We start from the raw sequence: 21,505 nt of genomic DNA, 5'->3' as shown, positions 1-21,505 counted from the left end.
CTTAAGTTTTTTTCATGATTCATCATTTAAAGGGGCAGTTAATTGAAAAAAATCCAACTTATGTGGTTATCGACTGCAATGGAGTTGGTTATACCGTCCATATTTCCTTACATACCTATTCGCTTCTACCTGAAGGGGAAGCAGTGAACCTGTTTACCTACCTTCATGTAAAGGAAGATTCCCATACACTCTACGGATTTATGGCAAAATCTGAACGTGAGATCTTCAAATTATTGATCTCGGTTTCCGGAGTGGGAACAAGCACAGCAAGGATGATGTTATCATCATTAAACCCGGCTGAAGTTACCGAAGCAATTGCCAAAGGAGATGTTCCCACAATTCAGAGTGTAAAAGGGATTGGAGCGAAAACCGCTCAACGGGTGATCCTGGACCTAAAAGATAAAGTTTTAAAAGTCATGGGGGACGAAGAACTTTTCATCTCCCCAAACAATACAGATAAGGAAGAAGCGTTATCAGCATTAGAGATCCTGGGATACAACCGTCGCCAGGCCGGGAAGGTTGTAGATAAGATTCTGAAAGATGAACCCGACTCTAAGGTAGAATCGATTATAAAACTGGCTCTTAAAAAGCTTTAACCACATTGAGGAACAATTACCCGAAAGTGTCTGTTTCAATACGCCTTATTTCTGCACTTATGCTTGTTTTTGCAAGTCAGGTTTCTGCGCAGGAAACTCCGCAGGACACAACCAGGGCGCCCTATGTTCTAGGGGAAATTAGGCTTCCCAATCCTCAAAGCATCCAAACGAAATACGAATACGATCCCATCCTGGATCGTTATTTTTATAAAGAAAATTTAGGGGATATCAATTTAGGTTTGCCCCTGGTTTTAAGTCCTAAGGAATATGAAGATCTTGTCCTGGCCGAAGAAATGCGCAATTATTTTAAACTGAAAAATGATGCGCTCTCCGGAAGAAAAGAAGGTACTGAAGATTTTCAGCGCGATCTTTTGCCAGACTTTTATGTAAATAACAATCTCTTTGAAAGCCTTTTTGGTGGTACTGAAATCAATATTGTGCCGCAGGGTTCTGTGGCGATCGATCTGGGTTTGCTCTACACCAAACAGGATAATCCTTCATTTTCCCCAAGAAATAGGCGTAATCTTTCCTTTGATTTCGATCAGCGGATTAGTTTGAGCATGCTGGGACAAATTGGGGAGAGGCTTCAGGTAACCGCCAATTATGATACCGAATCTACTTTTGATTTCCAAAACCAGCTAAAACTGGAATACACGCCCAACGAAGATGATATCGTTCAGAAAATCGAATTGGGAAATGTGAATATGCCTTTGAACAATGCTTTGATCCAGGGAGCACAAAGTCTTTTTGGTTTTAAAACCGAATTGCAATTTGGAAAGACCAGGGTAACCGGGGTTTTTTCAGAACAAAAATCAGAAAGAAGAACCGTAAATGTTGAAGGTGGCGCTACGGTAGAAGATTTTGAAAGCTTCGCTTTAGATTACGACCAGGACCGTCACTTTTTCCTGGCGCATTATTTTCGGGATACTTATGATGAAGCCTTGCGAAATTATCCTTTTATCAACACCAATATCCAGATAAAAAGGGTTCAGGTTTGGATCACCAACAGGACGAATAATATTCAAAACATCCAGGATACCAGGAATATTGTAGCTATTCAGGACCTTGGGGAAACCAATGTTCCGGGGAATATAGGACTGGATAACCCGCCTGCGGGATTCTTCAATCAACCCGCCGGATCTTTTCCAGATAACAACAATAACGATTTTAATCCCTTCGGAATTACCGGTGCAGCGGAGTCTATTTTAACTCCGGCGATTCGGGATATCGCCACGGTGGATAATGGTTTTGGCCCGGCCACGGTTTCTGAAGGTATCGATTATGCCAAACTGGAAAATGCGAGACAATTAAAACCTAATGAGTATACGGTAAATACACAGCTTGGTTATATCTCTTTAAATCAGCGATTGAGCAATGATGAAGTATTGGGGATCGCATTTCAATATACTATAAATGGGGAGGTTTTCCAGATTGGTGAATTTGCCAATGATGGGGTGAATTCTACCAGTACAGATATCGATCCTAATGCAAATAACCCCCGGGCCAACCAAAATCTGGTGGTTAAATTGTTGAAGAGTACGGTAATCAATGTAAATGAGCCATTATGGGATTTGATGATGAAGAACATCTATAGTCTTGGGGCTTATAATCTGGAGCGGGAAGATTTCAGAATGAATATTTTATATACAGATCCCCAGCCAATTAATTATATCCAGCCGGTAGAGGGAACTGTACTTCCAAATGATGTGAGCGAAACCCCATTATTGCGGGTTTTTAATCTGGATAATCTGAACAATAACAATGATCCCATTAATGGTGGGGATGGTTTTTTTGATTATGTTCCTGGAATCACTATAGATCCCCAAAATGGGAATATTATTTTCACTACCGTGGAACCTTTTGGAAGTTACCTTTTTGATAAGTTAGATGATACGCCAAACACAGGTGGGGAAGATTATAATATTCCGGAAACCTGGAATGAGAATCAGCAGAAATATGTGTTTAGGTCTATGTATGAAACCACGAAGATCCAGGCAGAACAACAGGATGCGGATAAAAACAAATTTCAGTTAAAGGGAAGATATAAATCTTCTGAAGTTGAAGGGATTCCGGTGGGGTTCAATTTGCCGCCGGGTTCTGTAACGGTTACTGCGGGAGGGAGAATTCTTCAGGAAGGGGTAGATTATGTGGTAAATTATGAACTGGGGCGGGTACAAATTCTTGATGAAGCTTTGCTCGCTTCCGATATTCCCATCCAGGTAAAAACGGAGAATAATGCGCTTTTCGGTCAGCAGACTAAGCGTTTTACCGGGATTAACGTGGAACACCAGTTCAATGAAAATTTCCTTATTGGGGGAACTTTTATCAATTTGAAAGAACGGCCGCTAACCCAAAAAGCCAATTATAGTTACGAACCTATCAATAATACCATTCTGGGGTTTAATATGAACTACAATACCGAAGTTCCATTTTTGACCCGGCTGGTAAACAAACTTCCAAATATTGATACCGATGTAAAATCGAATGTTTCGGTGCGAGGTGAATTTGCGTATCTCATTCCGGGAGCTCCAAATAACAATGATTTCGACGGAAAAGCGACTACCTATATAGACGATTTTGAAGCAGCGCAAACTTCTATCGATATCAACAATCCTTTAAGTTGGGAACTTTCCAGTGTGCCCATTGGATATGGTGGGGAATTGCCCAATGGTTCAATTGATGCCGGTTATAAACGGGCAAAATTATCCTGGTATACTATAGATCCTATTTTTTATAGCAACCGAAGGCCAGATGGGATCAACGATTCTGATATTTCAGGATATGCTTCCCGAAGGGTTGCCTTAAATGAAATCTTCCCGAATGTAGATGTGGTGCAGGGACAGTCGCAGGTGCTCTACACTATGGACCTCGCTTTTGACCCAACAGAAAGGGGTCCTTACAACTATAATCCGGCTGCGTCTGGCACGAATACGCTACCTAATCCAAATGACAATTTTGGAGGGATCATGCGGGCGATCAATACCACCAATTTTGAACAATCCAACGTGGAATATATTCAGTTTTGGGTGATGGATCCATTTATTTATCCTGAAAATGTCGGAAATCAGGGCGGTAATATCACTTTTAACCTGGGAAATATTTCCGAAGATGTGCTCAAGGATGGAAGAAAACAGTTTGAAAATGGCCTTCCGGAAGGCGACGGCGAATTTAATACGATAAACACCAATTATGGAGTAGTCCCGGCAGACCAGTCCCTTATATATGCATTTGATTCTCAGGGTGATGCCAGAACCAATCAGGATGCGGGTTACGATGGATTACTTGATGCCGGGGAAGCTGCCATGTTCCCAGATTTTGGGGCAAACCCAGATCCTTCCGCAGATAATTACGAGTATTTTTTAAATGCTGAAGGGGGAATCCTCGATCGCTATAGAAATTATAACGGGACACAGGGAAATTCACCAACCAATGTGACCGATAATAATCGGGGGAATACCACTTTGCCAACGACAGAAGATATTAACCGGGACAACACCATGAACACGATTAACAGTTACTTTGAATATGAAGTGCCTGTTTTTCCCGGGATGAATATCGATAACAACCGGTACATCACCGATATTAAAGAATTAAGTGTCGAGCTTCAAAACGGCCAAAACCTACCGGTAAGATGGGTGCAGTTTAAAGTGCCCATTTTTGAACCTACGAATGCGGTTGGTGGAATTGCAGATTTTAGATCGATCCGTTTTATACGTATGTTCTTAAATGAATTCCAGGATCAAACCATTTTAAGGTTTGGGACTATGGATCTGGTTCGTGGGGATTATAGGAGATATACACAAAGCCTTCAGGAAGAGAACGGGCAAATTGAAAATCCGAATACGCTTTTTGAAGTTAACGCGGTGAATATTGAAGAGAACGAAAATCGCCAGCCTATACCTTACAAATTGCCTCCGGGAGTAGTTCGGGAAGAATTGTATGAAGGAAATACCAATATCAGGCAAAATGAGCAGTCACTTTCTGTCACCGTTTGCGGATTAGAGCCTCAGGATGCGCGTGCAGTTTACAAGAACTTCCAGATCGATATGCGCCAGTATAAAAATTTGGAAATGTTCCTTCATGCGGAATCCCTGCCCAACCAACAATTGCTTAAAGATGGGCAGTTAGTTGCTTTTGTAAGGATTGGAACCGATTTTACCGATAACTTTTACCAGGTTGAAGTTCCCTTATCACCCACTTCTTTTGGAGAAACCAGTGCCGAAGCGATCTGGCCGGAAGTTAACCGACTAAATCTTCAGCTTGATCTATTACAACAGGTGAAAACTGCCGTTTTAGGGGATCCTTCTCTAATTTCTACGGAACTAAATTTCTTTACGGAAGATCTTCAGCAAATAGATTCTGAAGATCCATATGATCTAGGCAGGCTGCGTATTGGGGTAAAAGGAAATCCAAGTTTTGGAAATGTACGATTGCTCATGCTGGGTGTGAAGAACGGTACCAGAATAGATGGTGTAACCGATCTTTGTGGGGAAGTCTGGTTTAACGAATTACGCCTTTCCGATCTTAAAAATGATGGCGGTTGGGCCGGAGTGGTGAGTATGGATAGTAACCTTGCTGATTTTGCCAATATCTCTGCCACCGGAAGAAGGAGTACGGTTGGTTTTGGTAGCCTGGAACAGGGACCAAATCAGCGAAGCAGGGAAGACCTTCAGCAATATGATTTTGTGACCAATGTAAATATGGGTCAGTTACTGCCGAAAACCTGGGGTGTAAAAATCCCCGTGAACTATAGTAGGGGAGAAGAACTCATCACCCCAAAATATGATCAAGAATTTTTGGATGTGGAACTGGATACGAGGCTGAACAATATTCAGGATAGCAGGGAACGAAAAGCCGTAAAAGAACAATCCCAATCCTATACCAAAAGACAGAGTATTAATGTGATTGGCTTGCGAAAAGAACGGGTGGGTGAGAAAAAACCAATGCCTTACGATATCGAGAATTTCGCTTTTTCCACCTCTTATAATCAAATAGATCATCGCGATTTCGAAGTGGAAGAAAGTCTGGATCAAAGTGTGCGTGTTGGCGGAACTTATGAATATAGCTTTCCGCAGAAATCTATAGAACCACTTCGGAAAATTACTGTTTTGGACAGTAGTGATTATTTTGCCCTTCTGCGTGATTTCAATTTTAATTATTTGCCAACGAATATCAATGCGAGTTCTAATTTCTTCCGGCAGTATAATCAGCAAAAATTCCGATCACTGGATCTTTCAGATAATGATATTGGGATTCCCACGCTTTACCAGCGTAATTACTTATTCGACTGGAACTACGGAATCAATTATAATCTTACAAAATCATTGAATTTCAGCTTTAATGCCAGTAATAACCGGATTATTAGAAATTATATAGACGAAGAAGGTTTCGCCGATAATTCGATTGGCCTATGGGATGATTTTTTCAATATTGGGGAGCCTAATTTGCATTTTCAAACGCTGCAGGTGAATTATGATTTGCCCTTTGAAAAGATTCCCGTGCTAAAATTCGTGAATGCGACCTATTCCTATACCGGGGATTTCCAGTGGCAAAGAGGTTCCAAGGTTTTTGAAAATCTGGAAGGCATTCCGGATATTGGTAATTCTGTACAGAATTCGAATACGCACCAGATCAACGCCAGTCTAAATATGCAGGACCTTTATACATATTTGGGCCTGGTTGAGAAAAAACCAAAAAGCGCGGCAAAAACCATCAGTGAAAGAAGCCGGGGAGTTCCCACATTAGGCCCGCCTGATGCAGAAAATAATCCAGCGCAACAACCGCAAACTCCGCCTGATACCAGGCAGCACAAAGGCTACAATACCTTTATAAATATTGTTACCGGAATTAAAACCTTCCAGGTAAATTACCGGAATAATCGCGGAATATTTTTACCGGGTTATACAGAAAGTATTGGTTTTATGGGCACTTTAAGGCCTTCTGCCGGTTTTACTTTTGGGTTTCAGGATGAGATTCGATATATGGCTGCGGAAAGGGGATGGTTAACCCTGTACCAGAATTTCAATCAGCAATATTCTACCGTTGAAAATGAGCAATTGGACTTCCAGGCCGGGCTGGATCTTTTACCAGATCTAACCATAGAGCTAACCGGGCGTAAAAATTATGCGGAAAATTTTTCAGAAAATTACCGCGTAGATCCGGTTTCCCTGGAATACATTTCGCTAACCCCTTATGTTTACGGAAACTTTAATATTTCAACTATATTGCTGAAGACGGCTTTTAACCAGACCACAGAAGCTTCTTCACAAACTTTTGAAACATTTAGAGCGAACCGTTTAGAGATTGCCCGAAGGCTGGCTATGGAAAGAGGTCTCAATCCCAATGATGTAGATGCTGAAGGATTTCCCATTGGCATTGGGAAAAGCAACCAGGCTGTTTTGTTGCCTGCCTTTATTTCGGCCTACTCCGGAAGGGATCCTTCAGGCACCAAATTGGGGCCTTTTAGAAACATGCCTTTACCAAACTGGAATGTAAAGTATACTGGATTGATGCGGTTGGACTGGTTCAGGGAAAAATTCAGAAGATTCTCCATATTGCATGGGTATAGATCTGACTATACACTGAATCAATTTCAAACCAATTTAGATTATGATGCGGCGAATCCGTTGGAAATGAATCAGGCCGGGGATTTTAAAAATCCTATCCTGTATTCCAATGTGGTTTTAACGGAATTGTTCACACCTCTTGTGCAGGTAGATTTTGAAACCCAGGGAAATATTCAAATTTTGGCGAAAGTTGAAAAAGACCGTTCACTGGCCTTTAGTTTTGATAATAATCTGCTTACCGAATATAGCGGGAATGAATATACCACAGGCCTGGGTTATAGAATAAAAGATCTAAAAATCTCCACCGGAATTGGGGGAAGGAACAGGATTTTAAGCAGTGATCTTAATTTTAAGGCAGATGTTTCCTACCGTAAAAACCGAACGGTAGTGCGATATCTCGATTTGGCCAACAATCAAACCATCTCCGGGCAGGATATCTGGTCCATCAATTTCACGACAGATTATGGTTTGACCAGGAACCTTACCGCACGTTTTTATTATGACCATACCTTTTCTGAATATGCCGTTTCCACAGCATTTCCACAAACCACGATTCGATCAGGGATCACCCTTATCTATAATTTCGGGAATTAACCGGTTAAGCTTTCTTTTTATGAGCGCTCTTTTAAAAGAAAATTACCTCCTTTCGGGAGGTGGGGATTACTTTTTAGCAATTGCGGGTAGGGTAAAATATAATCTCGGGTAACTGAGATTATATTTTGAACAATTCGCTTAAAAAACTAACTTTGCGACACTTTAAAAGAAGACCATGAATATTCCACAAGAATTAAAATACACTAAAGACCACGAATGGGTTAAAATTGATGGCGATGTCGCCACGATTGGGATTACAGATTTTGCCCAGGGAGAGCTGGGAGATATCGTTTATGTTGAGGTTGAAACGCTGGATGAAAAATTAGACAGGGAAGAGGTTTTTGGAACTGTGGAAGCAGTAAAAACGGTATCAGATCTATTTATGCCACTTTCAGGGGAGATCATTGAATTTAACGAAAGTCTTGAAGATGAACCGGAGAAAGTAAACTCTAATCCTTATGTAGACGGTTGGATGATCAAAATTAAAATGAGTGATCCATCTCAGGTAGACGATTTGCTCTCTGCTGAAGCTTATGCAGAAATTGTTGGGAGCTAGAATTTTATTTTTTATTGCCTTTGCCTATACCATGACGCTTACATGGTTTTCTTTAATTCGAATGAATTTTAGAGTGCATCTAGGTGATTTTAATCCTACAGACAAAATGCTCCATGCCGGGGCATATTTGTTTTTGGTACTTTTCTGGAAAATATTTTTCATTATAAAAAAGGACAATTCTTCTTCTTATAAGTCTAATCTACTTTGGGTTGGGTTGGGCTGTTTTCTTTTTGGTATGTTAATTGAGGTTTTACAAGGAACCCTAACCAGTTATCGCACACCCGATTGGTGGGATATTGTCGCGAATAGCACTGGTGTAATCCTTGCTGTGCTTATCTTTTGGTTTTTGGCGCCAAAGATCGAAAGCTGGAGAAAGCAGGGGATTTAATTTAAATAAATCATCGGTGGATCTGCCACCTCTCCCTTGGGAGAGGTCGGAACTGGCCTTCCAGTTCCGGGTGAGGGGCAATATGAAATTTATCCAAATTTTCTATTGCCTTGTAACCTTATTAATCTTTTTTATTATGAAACCCAAGAAAAACCCGAAAGCCGATCTTCGGCGTAGATGGATGCTATTTTTTCAAATAGGACTCATTATTGTACTTTTCACTACCTACCAGGTAATCAACTGGACCACATCAATTCCTGCAATGCAGGTACAGAAAGTAAAAGAGCCAAAAATATCTGAAGAAGAAACCCCGCCTCTCATAGTTTTAAAGAGTGAAACTCCCCCGCCTTTAAAAATTGAGATTCCCGACCCCGTAGATTTCAAAATCATAGATGATGAAACTCCGGAACCTTCAGAAACACTAAAATCTACGGAAGCACCTAAGAAAATTGATATTCCGGAGTATAAAGATATTACCGAGGCTAAAATTCCAGATGAGGATATTGTGGTTCCTTTTCGATTAATCGAAGACGTTCCCATATATCCGGGCTGTGATGATCTGGACGATAATAAAGAACGAAAATCCTGTATGAATTCCAGGTTAGGACAATTTATCAATAAGAACTTTGATACTTCCCTTGGGGAAAAATTGGGATTAGAAGGAATTACCACCGTTTATTGTAGTTTCGTGGTGAATAAATACGGAAAACTAGAAAAGATCCAGGTGAGGGCGCCACATCCGGAATTACAAAAGGAAGCAGAACGGGTGATCAATTTGATCCCGGATATGAAGCCCGGAAAACAAAGGGGAAAACCTGTCCCGGTCTCTTATAGCATCCCCATTCGTTTTAAAGTTCGTAATTGATCTAAGAAACATCAGGTATTTTTAAGTTATTATCCTATATTCATATAGTTTTTTAGAAAAAATCTTTATTTTAGCAAACCTTAATATATAAAAGCATCATGGAACCAAAGAAAAATCCTAAGGCTGATCTCAATAGAAACAGTGTGCTGTTTCTGCAACTTGGTCTTATTTTAGTTCTTTTAATCACCTGGCAGGCGATTGAATGGAAAACGTATGAAAAAGATGATATTGACATAGGTCAGGTTAATATGGATCAACTGGATGAGGAAGATGTGCCGATTACTGAAATGCAGAATCAGCCTCCACCACCTCCACCTCCACCACCGGCTCCGGAAATTATTGAGGTTGTAGAAGACGATGAAGAAATAGAAGAAGATGTGATCGAATCTACGGAAACTACTCTTGATGAGATTATTGAAGTAAAAGAAGTTGTGGAAGCCCCTGTTGAAGAAGAGGTGGCCGATGTTCCTTTTGCTGTTATTGAACAGGTGCCAATTTTCCCTGGATGTGAGAAACTAACCAATAACAACGCGCGTAAGGCTTGTATGCAGGAAGCAATCACAAAATTCGTTCAAAAAGAATTTGATACAGAACTGGGTTCTGAACTTGGATTAAGCGGGATCAACCGTGTAATCGTTCAATTTAGGATTGATGAAAAAGGTAATATTGGTCAAATCCAGGCCCGTGCACCGCACCCTCGTCTTAAAGATGAAGCGGTTCGGGTAATTAATGGACTTCCGAAGATGCAACCCGGTAAGCAACGTGGTAAGCCGGTAGGGGTAATGTACTCTTTACCAATTACCTTTAGAGTTCAGGATTAATCAACTCATATATATTTAAAATCCCGGCAATGCCGGGATTTTTTATTTTATAGCTTTCTCTTTTGGAAAAACTGTATATTAGGCTTCTAAAATAACAGATTTTAGCCCATGAAGTATTTTTTACTTCTTCCCCTTTTCTTAACCTCCATTTTCGTTTCTGCTCAGGACGATAATAGCTTTATTGAAACTTATCCCCAATTTCCTGAATGTGCCGGAATACAGGAAGAATTACAGGAGAATTGCTTTAAACGCAACTTTACAAGCCTTATTTTAGAAAAATTTCAGTTGCCTGAAATTGTCTCTTCGGAAAATTATCGCGGCACTCAAACCGTCATTTTTGAAGTTGATGAAGAAGGAAAGTTCATGATCGTCTATCAGGATGCTGAATTTGATGAACTTAAAAATGAAATGATTCGTGTTTTTCAGGATCTGCCCATCATTAAACCTGCTACCTATAGTGGGCGGCCCATGCATATGCAGTTTAAGATGCCTCTGCGCATTCCGTTAAATAATAATCAGCCCATATTAGAAGAAATTGCTGCGGAAGAGAAAGCCATTATTGCTGCTTCGGAAAATGATGTTCAGAAAGAGAAAGTAAAAGAGGTTAAAAAACCAGGTATTAAAAAACAACCTGATGATAATTATGTAGATAAACCCATTTCAGAATATGACCTTATCAAGTCTGAAAAATTTACCAGTCCGCGTTATACCAGTGAAATCAATATTCCACTTTCTCATGAATTCTATGGTCGTTTTGATGCGGAATTCAATAGAATAGGAACCAATACACATGCTGCTTCAAAACCATTATTGTTCAGTGAAGTAAATAAGTATTACAATTTTGAAGCACATCGTGATGCTTTATTGCAGGACAGAAGATCCTGGGGTGGGCGTAAATTATGGAATGAACATTTAATTAGATTTCAAACCGATAAATATTGGTTCACTTTGGATGCGGGTTTTGACCTTCAGTTGGGCAAGGATTTTAATGATAACAAACATAGTTTTACCTACAATAATACCCGTGCTGCCATCATTCAGGGGGGGTTGGGTAAAAATCTGAATTTTTATTCAGTAATTTATGAAAACCAAGGCCGCTTTGCCAATTATTATAATCGTTATGCGGAATCGATTCGTCCTGCCGGCGGTGATCCTGCAATTATTCCCGGTCGTGGGATCGCCAAGACTTTTATGAATGATGGCTACGATTATCCTGTGGCTGAAGGTTATTTGTCTTTTACGCCTTCAGATTTTTTAAACATTCAGTTTGGTCACGGAAATAATTTTATAGGTGATGGTTATCGCAGTTTGATCGTGAGCGATAATGCCTCGCCCTATCCTTATCTTAAACTAAATACCACTTTCTGGAAATTAAAATACACCAATACCTGGATGTCTTTGCGGGACGTGAGACCTGAGGTGACCAATAGTGGTTCTTACAGGACCAAATATATGGCTAACCATTATTTGAGCTACAATGTGACCAAAAGACTGAACCTTGGTTTTTTTGAATCGGTAGTGTGGGAAAATGATAATGATCGCGGTTTTGATTTGAATTATTTGAATCCGGTAATCTTTTACCGGGCGATCGAATTTAGTACAGGGGCTGATGGCGGTAATGCCATTATTGGGCTTACCGGAAAATATAAATTAAGCAATCAGGGCTATGTGTATGGCCAATGGCTCATCGATGAGTTTTCTTCCGGAGATATTTTCGGCGGGGAAGGAAGCTGGAAGAATAAACTGGGATTCCAGATAGGGGCGAAATATTTTGATGCATTTAAAGTAAAAAACCTGTATTTACAGGCTGAATATAATCAGGTTCGCCCCTATACCTATTCTCATAATTCCTTTGTGCTGAATTATGGTCATAACAACCAGTCTATGGCGCATTTATGGGGGGCAAATTTTCGGGAATTTATTGGAATTGCCCGTTATCGCTGGGATCGATATTATGGAAATGCGAAGATCATTTATGGGAAGCGTGGATTCGATTTTGAGAACACGGGAGATAAAACAAATTTTGGGCAGGATATTTATCGTACCGAAGATGATCGCGCACTTGAAAATGGTGTGGAAATAGGGCAGGGAAATACAACCACTTCATTTTACACGGAACTGGAGGCGGGTTATATTGTGAACCCTACCACTAATTTAAAGTTGTTCGCCAGTTTTATTTTCAGGGATTTTAATCCGCAGGCGAATACGATAAATACATTTAAAAATTCTACGTCCTGGATCAATGTAGGATTACGTACAGATATCTTCAATTGGTATTTCGATTACTAGAATCCAGGCTATCAAATTTAACAGACTCATCTCCTTGCTAAAACCTAATTATGGGGTATCTTTGCGCCAGTTAAAAAAAAGGCTTTTTGAGCACCACACGCGTACATAATCCCAGCGTTTCAATTCTTACTGATTTCAAGGAAATTACCAAGATGAGGCTGGCTATTAGCGTGGTTTTTTCCTCGGTTGCGGGTTATTTTTTAGGTGCTGAAACTGTTGATTTTGTAGTCGTTCTTTTACTTGCGGTTGGAGGTTATTTTATGGTGGGCGCATCAAATGCTTTTAACCAGATTATTGAAAGAGATCTGGATGCTTTGATGGATCGCACGAAAAATCGGCCCCTTCCGGCAGGAAGGATGTCGGTAAATTCGGCATTTGCCATAGCAAGTCTCTTCACCATTTTAGGATTGATCGTTTTATATATCATCAATCCGAAAACGGCCATGTTTGGAGCGATAAGTATTTTTATATACGTAAGTGTCTATACACCTCTAAAGACCAAAACACCGCTTTCAGTTTTTGTGGGGGCTATTCCGGGAGCGATTCCGTTTATGCTGGGTTGGGTCGCTGCTACAGATGATTTTAGTATAGAGCCGGGAACTTTATTTATGATCCAGTTTTTCTGGCAGTTTCCACATTTTTGGGCAATTGGCTGGTGGTTATATGATGATTATAAAAAGGGTGGGTTTTTTATGCTGCCTACCGGAAAGAGAAACAAAGGGACTGCGGTACAGGTAATCTTGTATACGGTTTGGACAATCCTGGTGTCGTTAATCCCGGTTTTTGGGGTTACCGGAAGACTTTATTTAACGCCGGTTTCAGGAGTGATTATATTATTATTGGGATTGGGAATGCTGTATTATGCTTTTAAGCTCTACCAGGAAAAAACAGCTGAGGCAGCAAAAAAATTGATGTTTGCAAGTGTATCTTATATCACGCTTTTACAAATAGTTTATGTATCTGATAAATTTATTAGAGAATGGATTTAACACAGGAAACTGAGAATATAAAGATCGCAAGATCGAAAAAAATGATGCTTTGGTTCGGGATCGCAAGTATGGTGATGACTTTTGCCGGGCTAACCAGCGCTTATGTGGTGAGTAAGAATCGACCGGATTGGTTGATAGATTTTGAACTTCCAACTTCATTTTTATGGAGCACCCTCACTATTATTTTTAGCAGTATTTTTTTAATTTTATCTAAGAAGAGTATACTTTCAGGTAATCAAAGGAATGCGACAGCTTTTCTCATCGGGACTTTTGTGCTGGCAGTTCTTTTTGTAGTTTTCCAATTTTATGGTTTTGCTGAAATCATGGAGCAGGGATATTTTTTCACCGGAAGTGAGAGTAGTATTACGGCAACTTTTATTTATGTTCTTGTCCTTGTACACATGGTGCACCTGGGCGCCGGGATGATCGTGCTGCTTGTGTTAATTTATAACCATTTTAAACAGCGTTATGATGCAGGGCAAATGCTTGGATTTGAGCTTGGTGCGACTTTCTGGCATTTTGTAGATATTTTGTGGATATTCCTGATTTTGTTTTTATATTTCTTTAGATAATAAAATTGCGTATTTTTGCGCAACCTTAACTTAAAATTCTTCTAATGGAGGCTACTGTTGTTAGAACAGGCACTGAAGGTAAAACCTGGGGAGGCGGAAATCAACCGCTGGGAGCCAGCTACGGAAAATTGATGATGTGGTTTTTCATCCTTTCCGATGCGTTGACTTTTTCAGGATTCCTTGCCGCTTATGGTTTTTCCCGTTTCAAATTTATAGACTCCTGGCCTATTGCAGATGAGGTGTTTACTCACTTCCCATTTTTGCATGGTATTGATGCCCCGATGTATTATGTGGCATTAATGACGTTTATCCTTATTTTTTCATCTGTAACCATGGTACTGGCCGTAGATGCCGGTCATCATATGAATAAATCCAAGGTTACGATCTATATGTTCCTAACCATTATCGGGGGTGCAGTTTTCGTAGGTTCACAGGCCTGGGAGTGGAAGAATTTCATTAGTGGGGAATATGGTGCGCTCACTACCAAAGGGGGAAATATCCTTCAGGTCTTAAATACCGATGGTGAAAGGGTTGCTCTTTCTGAAGTTGCTGTTCCTATGGGTAGGGATCGGGTAGAACATGAAAGCAATACCGGGATTTGGTTTGATCAGGGAGAGACTTTACCCACCTATAATTTAGAGCAGATCAAAGCTGGATTTATGGCAAATGAGGATCTTCTGCTTAGAACTCAAATATTAACCGAAGACGGGGAAAAAACCATTTTGACTAGGGAAGAATCCCTTGCGAAATTAAATAAAGATGCCATAGGAACTGTGGAGGGTGCAAACCTTAGCGAAAATGAATATGGCACACCTTTATTTGCAGATTTCTTTTTCTTTATTACAGGATTTCACGGTTTCCACGTATTTTCCGGGGTACTCATCAATATTATTATTTTCTTCAACGTGATCATTGGTACTTATGAACGTAGGGGAAGTTATGAAATGGTTGAAAAAGTGGGGTTGTACTGGCACTTTGTAGATCTTGTTTGGGTATTCGTATTTACATTCTTTTACTTGGTTTAATTCTGAAATAATTTATTATGGCTCATTCAACAGAACACGTACACGAATCTAACACTAAAAGGATCTGGATGGTATTCGGAATTCTTTCTGTAGTTACCATCGTAGAAGTTTTTCTTGGGATCATTAAACCTGAAATTCTTACACACAATCATTTATTGGGTATGAGGCTCCTTAACTGGATCTTCATTATTCTAACATTATACAAGGCATATTATATTGCCTGGGCTTTTATGCACCTGGAAGGTGAAACCAAAGGCCTGAGAAGGGCAGTGGTTTGGACGGCAATCTTTCTAATTGGTTATTTGATGTTCATTCTTTTAACTGAGGGTGGTTACATCTATGATGTTTATAAAAACGGGCATGTAGCTTGGGACTTCTAGGAAAAGTTAAAAGCATTGGAAAAGGCGGTTTTGTAAAACCGTCTTTTTATTTTTGTAATCGTTTGTAAAAGGCTTTTTATCTAAGAAAACAATAGATTCGGCCTAAACATTTAAAGCTTCCCAATGAACCCACAAAGAAATACACAGATAAAGAAATTTCTGGTTCTTGGAATCTTATTCGCTTTGCCCATCGTTGCTTATTTGTTTTTTGCTTCTGGAAAGAATAATTTTGCCAGACTCCCTATCCTTACTGAAAATGTACAATCCATCGATGCTTTTGAATCTGCTTCAGATTCTGCAGTAAGTTTTCAGGATAAAATAAGTGTAATTGCCTTTTTTGGTTCAGATCTGAATAATATAAAGGGCAATACCTTTAATCTCGATAAAAAAATCTTAGAGAAATATTACGATTTTGACGATTTCCAGTTTGTCCTGATCCTTCCCAAAGATGCCCAGGATGAAACTGAAGCTTTTGTAGAGGAATTTAAAAGGATTACCGCATCCACCAAGTGGAAGATTGTATATAGTACGGAAGAAAATGTAAAAGAAGTGTTTGAGAGTCTGAAGACTTCACATCACCTGGATTCAAAATTACATTCACCATATGTTTATATCATTGATAAGGAGGGAAATTTACGCGGCCGGGATGATGACGGTGACCAGGAGAAATTGTATGGCTATGATTCGCGTGATGTCGCTGAACTCAGCGATAAAATGAATGATGACGTAAAGGTGATTTTAGCTGAATATAGGCTGGCGTTAAAAAGAAATAATAAAAGGGAAATTTAATGAAAAAATACATTGGTATTTCACTGGTTATTCTTGTTTTCGGGATCATATTCATTCCTAAAATTCTGGAGAGGATAAAAAATAAAGAAGTTGTTGAAGCAGACAGGCTGAATATACAGGGTGAAAAAGAATATGATGATGCTGAAGAACTGGCTTATTTGGAAATTAACGGTGAATCAAAAAAAGCCCCTGATTTCAAATTTGTAAATCAGCATGGCGATACGATCACCAATCAGGATTATAAAGGAAAAGTTTATCTGGTCGAATTTTTTTTCACCACCTGCACCACCATTTGCCCGGTTATGCATAAGAATTTATTGGAAATCGAAAAAGAATTTGAAAATAATGAAGATTTTGGGATTGTTTCTATCAGTATAGACCCCGAACATGATACCCCTAAAGTCCTTACAGAATATGCTGAAAATTATGGGATAGATAATCCCAACTGGAATTTTCTTACCGGCGATAAACAGAAAATTTATGCTTTGGCCAATCAGGGATTTAATATTTATGCGGGGGAAGATAAAAATGTTCCCGGAGGTTTTGCCCATCAGGGAATGTTTGCCCTGGTAGATAAGAATGGATTTTTAAGATCAAGGAAAGATCAGTTTGGAAATGTGATCTTGTTTTATCGCGGTTCCTTAGAAAGAAATATATCTGTTGCGGAAGGTGGACAAAAGCCGCAAATTGATATCCTGATTGAAGACATTAAAAAGATATTGTGAAAGCATCTATAAAAGAATCTGATAAAATCGCGATTCCGGTGATCATCGGTTTGTCCATCGCGGTGCCATTAATTGTACTGGTGCTAATGTTGTTGCCGGAACGATATAATATTTTTGGGGCAGATCCACTAACGTTTCCAATTTTCCATGGAATTCTTAATTTTTTGACGGCTTGTCTCTTGATTTTTGGATATTTTTTTATGCAGGCAGGATATATCGTAAGGCACAGGAATACAATGATAGCTGCTTTTGGTTTATCTGTAGTTTTTCTGGTAAGTTATGTGTTATCGAAGATTAGTAATGAGCCGGTACCATATGGGGGACAGGGAATTATAAGATATATTTACTTTTTTATATTGATTAGTCATATCGTACTTTCAGCGATCATTGTTCCTTTGGTTCTTTTCACCATGTATCGCGGTTTAAGTGGCCAATACGAAAAACATCGAAAAATTGCCCGATGGACCTTTCCTATTTGGTTGTATGTTGCAGTTACCGGGGTAATGGTATTTATGTTCATGCTGCCTTATTATTAATTTAAGCGGAATTTTTAAATTTGTAATTATAGTTTAATAATGAAAAAATCAATTTACATAGCGATCCTTTTTCTGGGTCTTTTGTTCACCCCGCAGTTTACAGAAGCGCAATGCGCAATGTGTAGGGCCGTCCTGGAAAGTGAAACAGATCAAAGCACCGCTAAAGGAATTAATGATGGCATTATTTATTTAATGATTTTTCCATACCTGCTAATTGGGGGAGTTGGGTACTTTATCTTCAAAACCCTCCGCGATAAAAAGAAAGGTTCTTAAAAATTACCTCGTCTATTTTATAAAATTTTAAGTGCCTATCTGTCTGAAGGCCTAAAAGTTGCTTTTGTCTCCCCGAGCCCAGTCGAAGGGCTAAAAGAAAGCGTCCCGACTTAAACTTTATGTATTTAGGAAGCTTTATGGATATACAAAATTTTATTTTCCTCTGTCGAAAATGTAACTTTTTCGATTTACATGAGTCTTATGTCTTAGAAGGCTTATCACTTCTAATTCATCAATCATGATCGAGATATCAAATCTTCACAAATCCTATAAAACCGGGGCTAATAAGCTTCATGTTTTAAAAGGCATCAATTTCAGCGTACAGGAAGGCGAACTTGTTTCTATAATGGGTTCTTCAGGTTCCGGTAAATCTACTTTGCTCAATATTTTGGGGATGTTAGATGAAGCTGATGAAGGTTCCTATATATTAGATGGGGTTCAGATTAAAAATCTAAATGAAAAGATCGCCGCACAGTACCGCAATAAATTTCTGGGGTTCATTTTTCAGTCTTTTAACCTGATCAGTTACAAAACCGCTTTGGATAATGTTGCCTTGCCCTTATACTATCAGGGTCATCCCCGTAACGAACGTATGGATCGTGCCATGTCTTATCTTGAAAAGGTTGGACTGGCAGATTGGGCAGGACATTTACCTAACGAACTTTCCGGAGGGCAGAAACAACGTGTGGCCATTGCCCGGGCTTTGGCGAGTGATCCTAAAGTATTACTGGCCGATGAGCCTACGGGAGCCTTAGACACTAAAACGTCTTATGAAGTGATGGATTTGATCCAGCAAATTAATGATGAAGGAAGAACTATCCTGGTTGTAACCCACGAGCATGATATTGCTCAAATGACCAAACGTATCGTAAACCTGAAAGATGGGTTGATCATCGAAGATTCTTTAGTCAATCAAATTAGAGCTGCTGAAAATGTTTGATCTTGATAGATGGGAAGAAATTTTTGAGACGATCCGCAAAAATAAATTGCGAACGTTTTTAACAGGCCTGTCTGTCGCATCAGGAATTTTTATTCTGGTAATCCTACTGGGAATTGGAGAAGGAATGAAAAATGGGATTTCCCAGGAATTCGAGCAGGATGCTTCCAATCTTATTTTTGTCTTTTCAAACGTTACTACCAAAGAATATAAAGGTTTGAATCCAGGTCGCAGGATTCAGTTAAAAAATAGGGATTACGAAAATATCTTAAAAAAATATTCTGATAAGATAGACCAGTCTTCATCCAGTTATCAAATATGGCAACTGGTCACCAGTTATGGTAAGGAGACCGGAACTTATAGAATGAATGGCGTTTTTCCCGATTATCAGTTTTTAGAAAACATGACGCTTACTACCGGAAGATTCATCAATAAGACCGATGTTGATAATATGGAAAAAGCCGTAGTCATTGGAAATAGGGTGAAATTAGATCTTTTTAAAGAAAAGGATCCTATAGGGGAAAACATTGAAATGGGGGGGATCAACTTTAAAGTTGTGGGTGTTTATACAGATCCAGGCGGGGAACGTGAAGAGGCCAGACTTGTATTGCCTATTACCACGGCACAGCGCGTTTACGGCGGAAGCAATGATATAGGAACTTTGTATGTTACCCTAAAGCCCGAAGATAACTTTAATAAAGCGGTGGCAGCCAGTAATCAGTTTACCCAGGAAATGGGAAGTATGCTGAAGGAGGCACATACCGTAGCTCCAGATGATGATCGCGCTATCATGATCAATAACTCCCTGGAAAACGCGAAACGTTTTTTCGATCTTATAACCATGATCCGGTTATTCTTTTGGGGGGTGGGAATTTGTACCATAATAGCAGGAGTGGTTGGTGTAAGCAATATTATGCTGATCATTGTAAAAGAACGCACCCGGGAAATTGGAATTCGCAAAGCTTTAGGAGCTCAGCCTTTATCTATTATCGGGATGATTTTACACGAGTCCATCTTTGTAACTGCGATTGCCGGTTTTCTCGGCCTCATCTTCAGCCTGGCACTTCTTGAATTTGTAGGGCCCATGATAGAGACTCAATATATAAGTAATCCTACGGTAAATTTTTCCGTAGCCTTAACCACAGTTTTAATTTTGGTGGTGGCAGGAGCCGTCGCCGGATTTTTTCCAGCCTGGAGGGCGGCCAGGATTAGACCCATTGTTGCATTAAGAGACGAATAATATGTTTAGCAGAGATCGTTGGGATGAAATTATCGAAGCTTTAACCGCAAATTGGTTTAGGACCATTTTGACGGCTTTTGGCGTGCTCTGGGGAATCTTTATCCTCGTAATCCTTCTTGCTGCCGGGAAAGGGCTTGAAAATGGGGTGATGCAGGGTTTTGGGGGTATGGCTACCAATAGCATGTTTATGTGGACGCAAACTGCCAGCAGGCCTTATAAAGGTTTACCAAAAGGAAGAAGGTATAATTTTGAAATTAATGATGTTCAGGCATTAAAAGACCAGATTCCTGAATTGCGATTTGTGTCCCCAAGAAATCAATTAGGGGGCTTTGGAGGGGCAAATAACGTAGTTAGAGGTTTAAACACGGGTGCTTTTAATGTTTATGGGGATTATCCTGAAATTATTCAGCAGGAACCTATGGATATTACCACTGGAAGGTTTATAAATTATTCTGATATCGATCAGAAAAGAAAAGTTGCTGTAATTGGAGAAGGGGTAAAAACCGCGCTGTATGAATATAGCGAAAATCCTATTGGCACTTACATCAAAGTAAACGGAGTAAGTTTTATGGTTATTGGAACCTATAAGAAAAAGGGCAATAATGGGAATGCTGAAGAAAACCAGAAGCAGATTTATGTTCCCTTCACCTCCTTTTCCCAGGCTTTTAATAGGGGAAATACTGTTGGTTGGATGGCGATTACCGCTAAGGATGGTTCATCTATTACCAATTTAAAAGGAAATGTGATGGAGATTATCAAGTCCCGCCACACCATACATCCCGAAGATGACCGCGCCATAGGGAATTTTGATCTTTATGAAGAATACAGCAAAGTGAACGGACTTTTTGTGGCACTTAAGGCGGTGGCCTATTTTGTTGGGGTTTTGGTATTGCTTTCTGGAATTATCGGGATTAGTAATATCATGCTTATCGTGGTAAAAGAGCGTACCAATGAAATTGGGATCCGTAGGGCTTTGGGGGCAACGCCCTGGTCTATTCGGGGCCAAATTTTGATGGAATCTATCTTTTTGACCATTGTTTCAGGAATGGCCGGGATTATTTTATCTACCTGTGTGATCTGGCTGGTCAATTTTCAGCTCAATCAAATGGACACTTCAGAAATGATGTTTTTAAACCCTTCCGTAAATCTGGGAGTGGTGATTGTCGCTTTAACAATTTTAATCCTTTCCGGGCTTTTGGCCGGACTCATACCTGCACAGCACGCCATTAAAGTAAAACCGGTAGATGCTCTAAGGACGGAATAAAATAAGGGACTTGTCCCGGTAATCGTTTATAAGTTGATTATGATCATGCTGAGCTTGTCGAAGCACAACCAAAAAGCCCTTCGGCAGGCTCAGGGAGACA

At 39.8% G+C, this 21,505-nt stretch carries 18 protein-coding genes; all 18 read left to right on the top strand.

All coding sequences use genetic code 11. The features are described 5' to 3' along the window. Positions 1 to 14: 14 nt before the first annotated feature. Positions 15 to 596, top strand: a complete 582-nt coding sequence (ruvA, locus tag DHD80_RS04780; RefSeq protein ID WP_251740007.1) for a Holliday junction branch migration protein RuvA — start codon at positions 15 to 17, stop codon at positions 594 to 596. Between the two features lie 59 nt (positions 597 to 655). Further along, positions 656 to 7,756: a cell surface protein SprA gene (gene sprA, locus DHD80_RS04775; protein WP_251740006.1), complete on the top strand. Its 7,101-nt coding sequence runs from the start codon at positions 656 to 658 to the stop codon at positions 7,754 to 7,756. A 175-nt stretch (positions 7,757 to 7,931) separates the two neighbouring features. Beyond that, positions 7,932 to 8,312, top strand: coding sequence for a glycine cleavage system protein GcvH (gene gcvH / locus DHD80_RS04770; protein ID WP_251740005.1), 381 nt, complete (start codon positions 7,932 to 7,934; stop codon positions 8,310 to 8,312). Beyond that, positions 8,290 to 8,700: a VanZ family protein gene (locus tag DHD80_RS04765; protein ID WP_251740004.1), complete on the top strand. Its 411-nt coding sequence runs from the start codon at positions 8,290 to 8,292 to the stop codon at positions 8,698 to 8,700. Before gcvH ends, DHD80_RS04765 begins: the two co-directional genes overlap by 23 nt. A 136-nt stretch (positions 8,701 to 8,836) precedes the next feature. Beyond that, positions 8,837 to 9,565, top strand: coding sequence for an energy transducer TonB (locus DHD80_RS04760; protein WP_251740003.1), 729 nt, complete (start codon positions 8,837 to 8,839; stop codon positions 9,563 to 9,565). 98 nt (positions 9,566 to 9,663) lie between these two features. Continuing rightward, positions 9,664 to 10,386 (top strand): energy transducer TonB, encoded by a 723-nt coding sequence (locus DHD80_RS04755; RefSeq protein ID WP_251740002.1) that lies wholly within the window; start codon positions 9,664 to 9,666, stop codon positions 10,384 to 10,386. A 108-nt stretch (positions 10,387 to 10,494) separates the two neighbouring features. Continuing rightward, entirely contained in the window at positions 10,495 to 12,675 is a 2,181-nt protein-coding gene (locus tag DHD80_RS04750) for a gliding motility protein RemB (RefSeq protein ID WP_251740001.1), read from the top strand. Positions 12,676 to 12,761: 86 nt separating this feature from the next. After that, a complete protein-coding gene (gene cyoE, locus DHD80_RS04745; RefSeq protein ID WP_251740000.1) occupies positions 12,762 to 13,664 on the top strand; it encodes a heme o synthase in 903 nt (300 codons plus the stop codon). Next, positions 13,655 to 14,236 (top strand): cytochrome c oxidase subunit 3, encoded by a 582-nt coding sequence (locus tag DHD80_RS04740; protein ID WP_251739999.1) that lies wholly within the window; start codon positions 13,655 to 13,657, stop codon positions 14,234 to 14,236. The genes cyoE and DHD80_RS04740 overlap by 10 nt, the downstream gene beginning before the upstream one ends. A gap of 44 nt (positions 14,237 to 14,280) precedes the next feature. Continuing rightward, positions 14,281 to 15,261, top strand: coding sequence for a cytochrome c oxidase subunit 3 (locus tag DHD80_RS04735; protein WP_251739998.1), 981 nt, complete (start codon positions 14,281 to 14,283; stop codon positions 15,259 to 15,261). A gap of 17 nt (positions 15,262 to 15,278) precedes the next feature. Beyond that, positions 15,279 to 15,641, top strand: coding sequence for a cytochrome C oxidase subunit IV family protein (locus tag DHD80_RS04730; RefSeq protein ID WP_251739997.1), 363 nt, complete (start codon positions 15,279 to 15,281; stop codon positions 15,639 to 15,641). A 123-nt stretch (positions 15,642 to 15,764) separates the two neighbouring features. Continuing rightward, positions 15,765 to 16,430: a hypothetical protein gene (locus DHD80_RS04725; protein WP_279346994.1), complete on the top strand. Its 666-nt coding sequence runs from the start codon at positions 15,765 to 15,767 to the stop codon at positions 16,428 to 16,430. Next, complete coding sequence (locus DHD80_RS04720; RefSeq protein WP_251739996.1) at positions 16,430 to 17,155, top strand: SCO family protein; 726 nt, start codon at positions 16,430 to 16,432, stop codon at positions 17,153 to 17,155. The genes DHD80_RS04725 and DHD80_RS04720 overlap by 1 nt, the downstream gene beginning before the upstream one ends. Beyond that, the gene (locus DHD80_RS04715) at positions 17,152 to 17,691 is read left to right on the top strand and encodes a DUF420 domain-containing protein (RefSeq protein WP_251739995.1); all 540 of its coding nucleotides are present in this window, start codon (positions 17,152 to 17,154) and stop codon (positions 17,689 to 17,691) included. Before DHD80_RS04720 ends, DHD80_RS04715 begins: the two co-directional genes overlap by 4 nt. A 39-nt stretch (positions 17,692 to 17,730) precedes the next feature. Then, positions 17,731 to 17,964, top strand: a complete 234-nt coding sequence (locus DHD80_RS04710) for a hypothetical protein (RefSeq protein WP_251739994.1) — start codon at positions 17,731 to 17,733, stop codon at positions 17,962 to 17,964. Positions 17,965 to 18,202: 238 nt separating this feature from the next. Continuing rightward, a complete protein-coding gene (locus DHD80_RS04705; protein ID WP_251739993.1) occupies positions 18,203 to 18,904 on the top strand; it encodes an ABC transporter ATP-binding protein in 702 nt (233 codons plus the stop codon). Further along, positions 18,897 to 20,141: an ABC transporter permease gene (locus DHD80_RS04700; protein ID WP_251739992.1), complete on the top strand. Its 1,245-nt coding sequence runs from the start codon at positions 18,897 to 18,899 to the stop codon at positions 20,139 to 20,141. The genes DHD80_RS04705 and DHD80_RS04700 overlap by 8 nt, the downstream gene beginning before the upstream one ends. Before the next feature lies 1 nt (position 20,142). Further along, a complete protein-coding gene (locus tag DHD80_RS04695) occupies positions 20,143 to 21,405 on the top strand; it encodes an ABC transporter permease (protein WP_251739991.1) in 1,263 nt (420 codons plus the stop codon). The last annotated feature ends 100 nt before the right edge of the window (positions 21,406 to 21,505 follow it).

This window comes from Gramella sp. AN32 (assembly GCF_023718305.1).
In the GTDB taxonomy this organism is placed as follows: domain Bacteria; phylum Bacteroidota; class Bacteroidia; order Flavobacteriales; family Flavobacteriaceae; genus Christiangramia; species Christiangramia antarctica.
This window is presented reverse-complemented; position numbering and strand designations above follow the sequence as displayed.

Bases quoted from the DNA above. Each gene is read 5' to 3' on its own strand.
- ruvA (WP_251740007.1), top strand. From the start codon at position 15: ATGATTCATCATTTAAAGGGGCAGTTAATTGAAAAAAATCCAACTTAT.
- sprA (WP_251740006.1), top strand. From the start codon at position 656: ATGCTTGTTTTTGCAAGTCAGGTTTCTGCGCAGGAAACTCCGCAGGAC.
- gcvH (WP_251740005.1), top strand. From the start codon at position 7,932: ATGAATATTCCACAAGAATTAAAATACACTAAAGACCACGAATGGGTT.
- DHD80_RS04765 (WP_251740004.1), top strand. From the start codon at position 8,290: ATGCAGAAATTGTTGGGAGCTAGAATTTTATTTTTTATTGCCTTTGCC.
- DHD80_RS04760 (WP_251740003.1), top strand. From the start codon at position 8,837: ATGAAACCCAAGAAAAACCCGAAAGCCGATCTTCGGCGTAGATGGATG.
- DHD80_RS04755 (WP_251740002.1), top strand. From the start codon at position 9,664: ATGGAACCAAAGAAAAATCCTAAGGCTGATCTCAATAGAAACAGTGTG.
- DHD80_RS04750 (WP_251740001.1), top strand. From the start codon at position 10,495: ATGAAGTATTTTTTACTTCTTCCCCTTTTCTTAACCTCCATTTTCGTT.
- DHD80_RS04740 (WP_251739999.1), top strand. From the start codon at position 13,655: ATGGATTTAACACAGGAAACTGAGAATATAAAGATCGCAAGATCGAAA.
- DHD80_RS04735 (WP_251739998.1), top strand. From the start codon at position 14,281: ATGGAGGCTACTGTTGTTAGAACAGGCACTGAAGGTAAAACCTGGGGA.
- DHD80_RS04730 (WP_251739997.1), top strand. From the start codon at position 15,279: ATGGCTCATTCAACAGAACACGTACACGAATCTAACACTAAAAGGATC.
- DHD80_RS04725 (WP_279346994.1), top strand. From the start codon at position 15,765: ATGAACCCACAAAGAAATACACAGATAAAGAAATTTCTGGTTCTTGGA.
- DHD80_RS04720 (WP_251739996.1), top strand. From the start codon at position 16,430: ATGAAAAAATACATTGGTATTTCACTGGTTATTCTTGTTTTCGGGATC.
- DHD80_RS04710 (WP_251739994.1), top strand. From the start codon at position 17,731: ATGAAAAAATCAATTTACATAGCGATCCTTTTTCTGGGTCTTTTGTTC.
- DHD80_RS04705 (WP_251739993.1), top strand. From the start codon at position 18,203: ATGATCGAGATATCAAATCTTCACAAATCCTATAAAACCGGGGCTAAT.
- DHD80_RS04700 (WP_251739992.1), top strand. From the start codon at position 18,897: ATGTTTGATCTTGATAGATGGGAAGAAATTTTTGAGACGATCCGCAAA.
- DHD80_RS04695 (WP_251739991.1), top strand. From the start codon at position 20,143: ATGTTTAGCAGAGATCGTTGGGATGAAATTATCGAAGCTTTAACCGCA.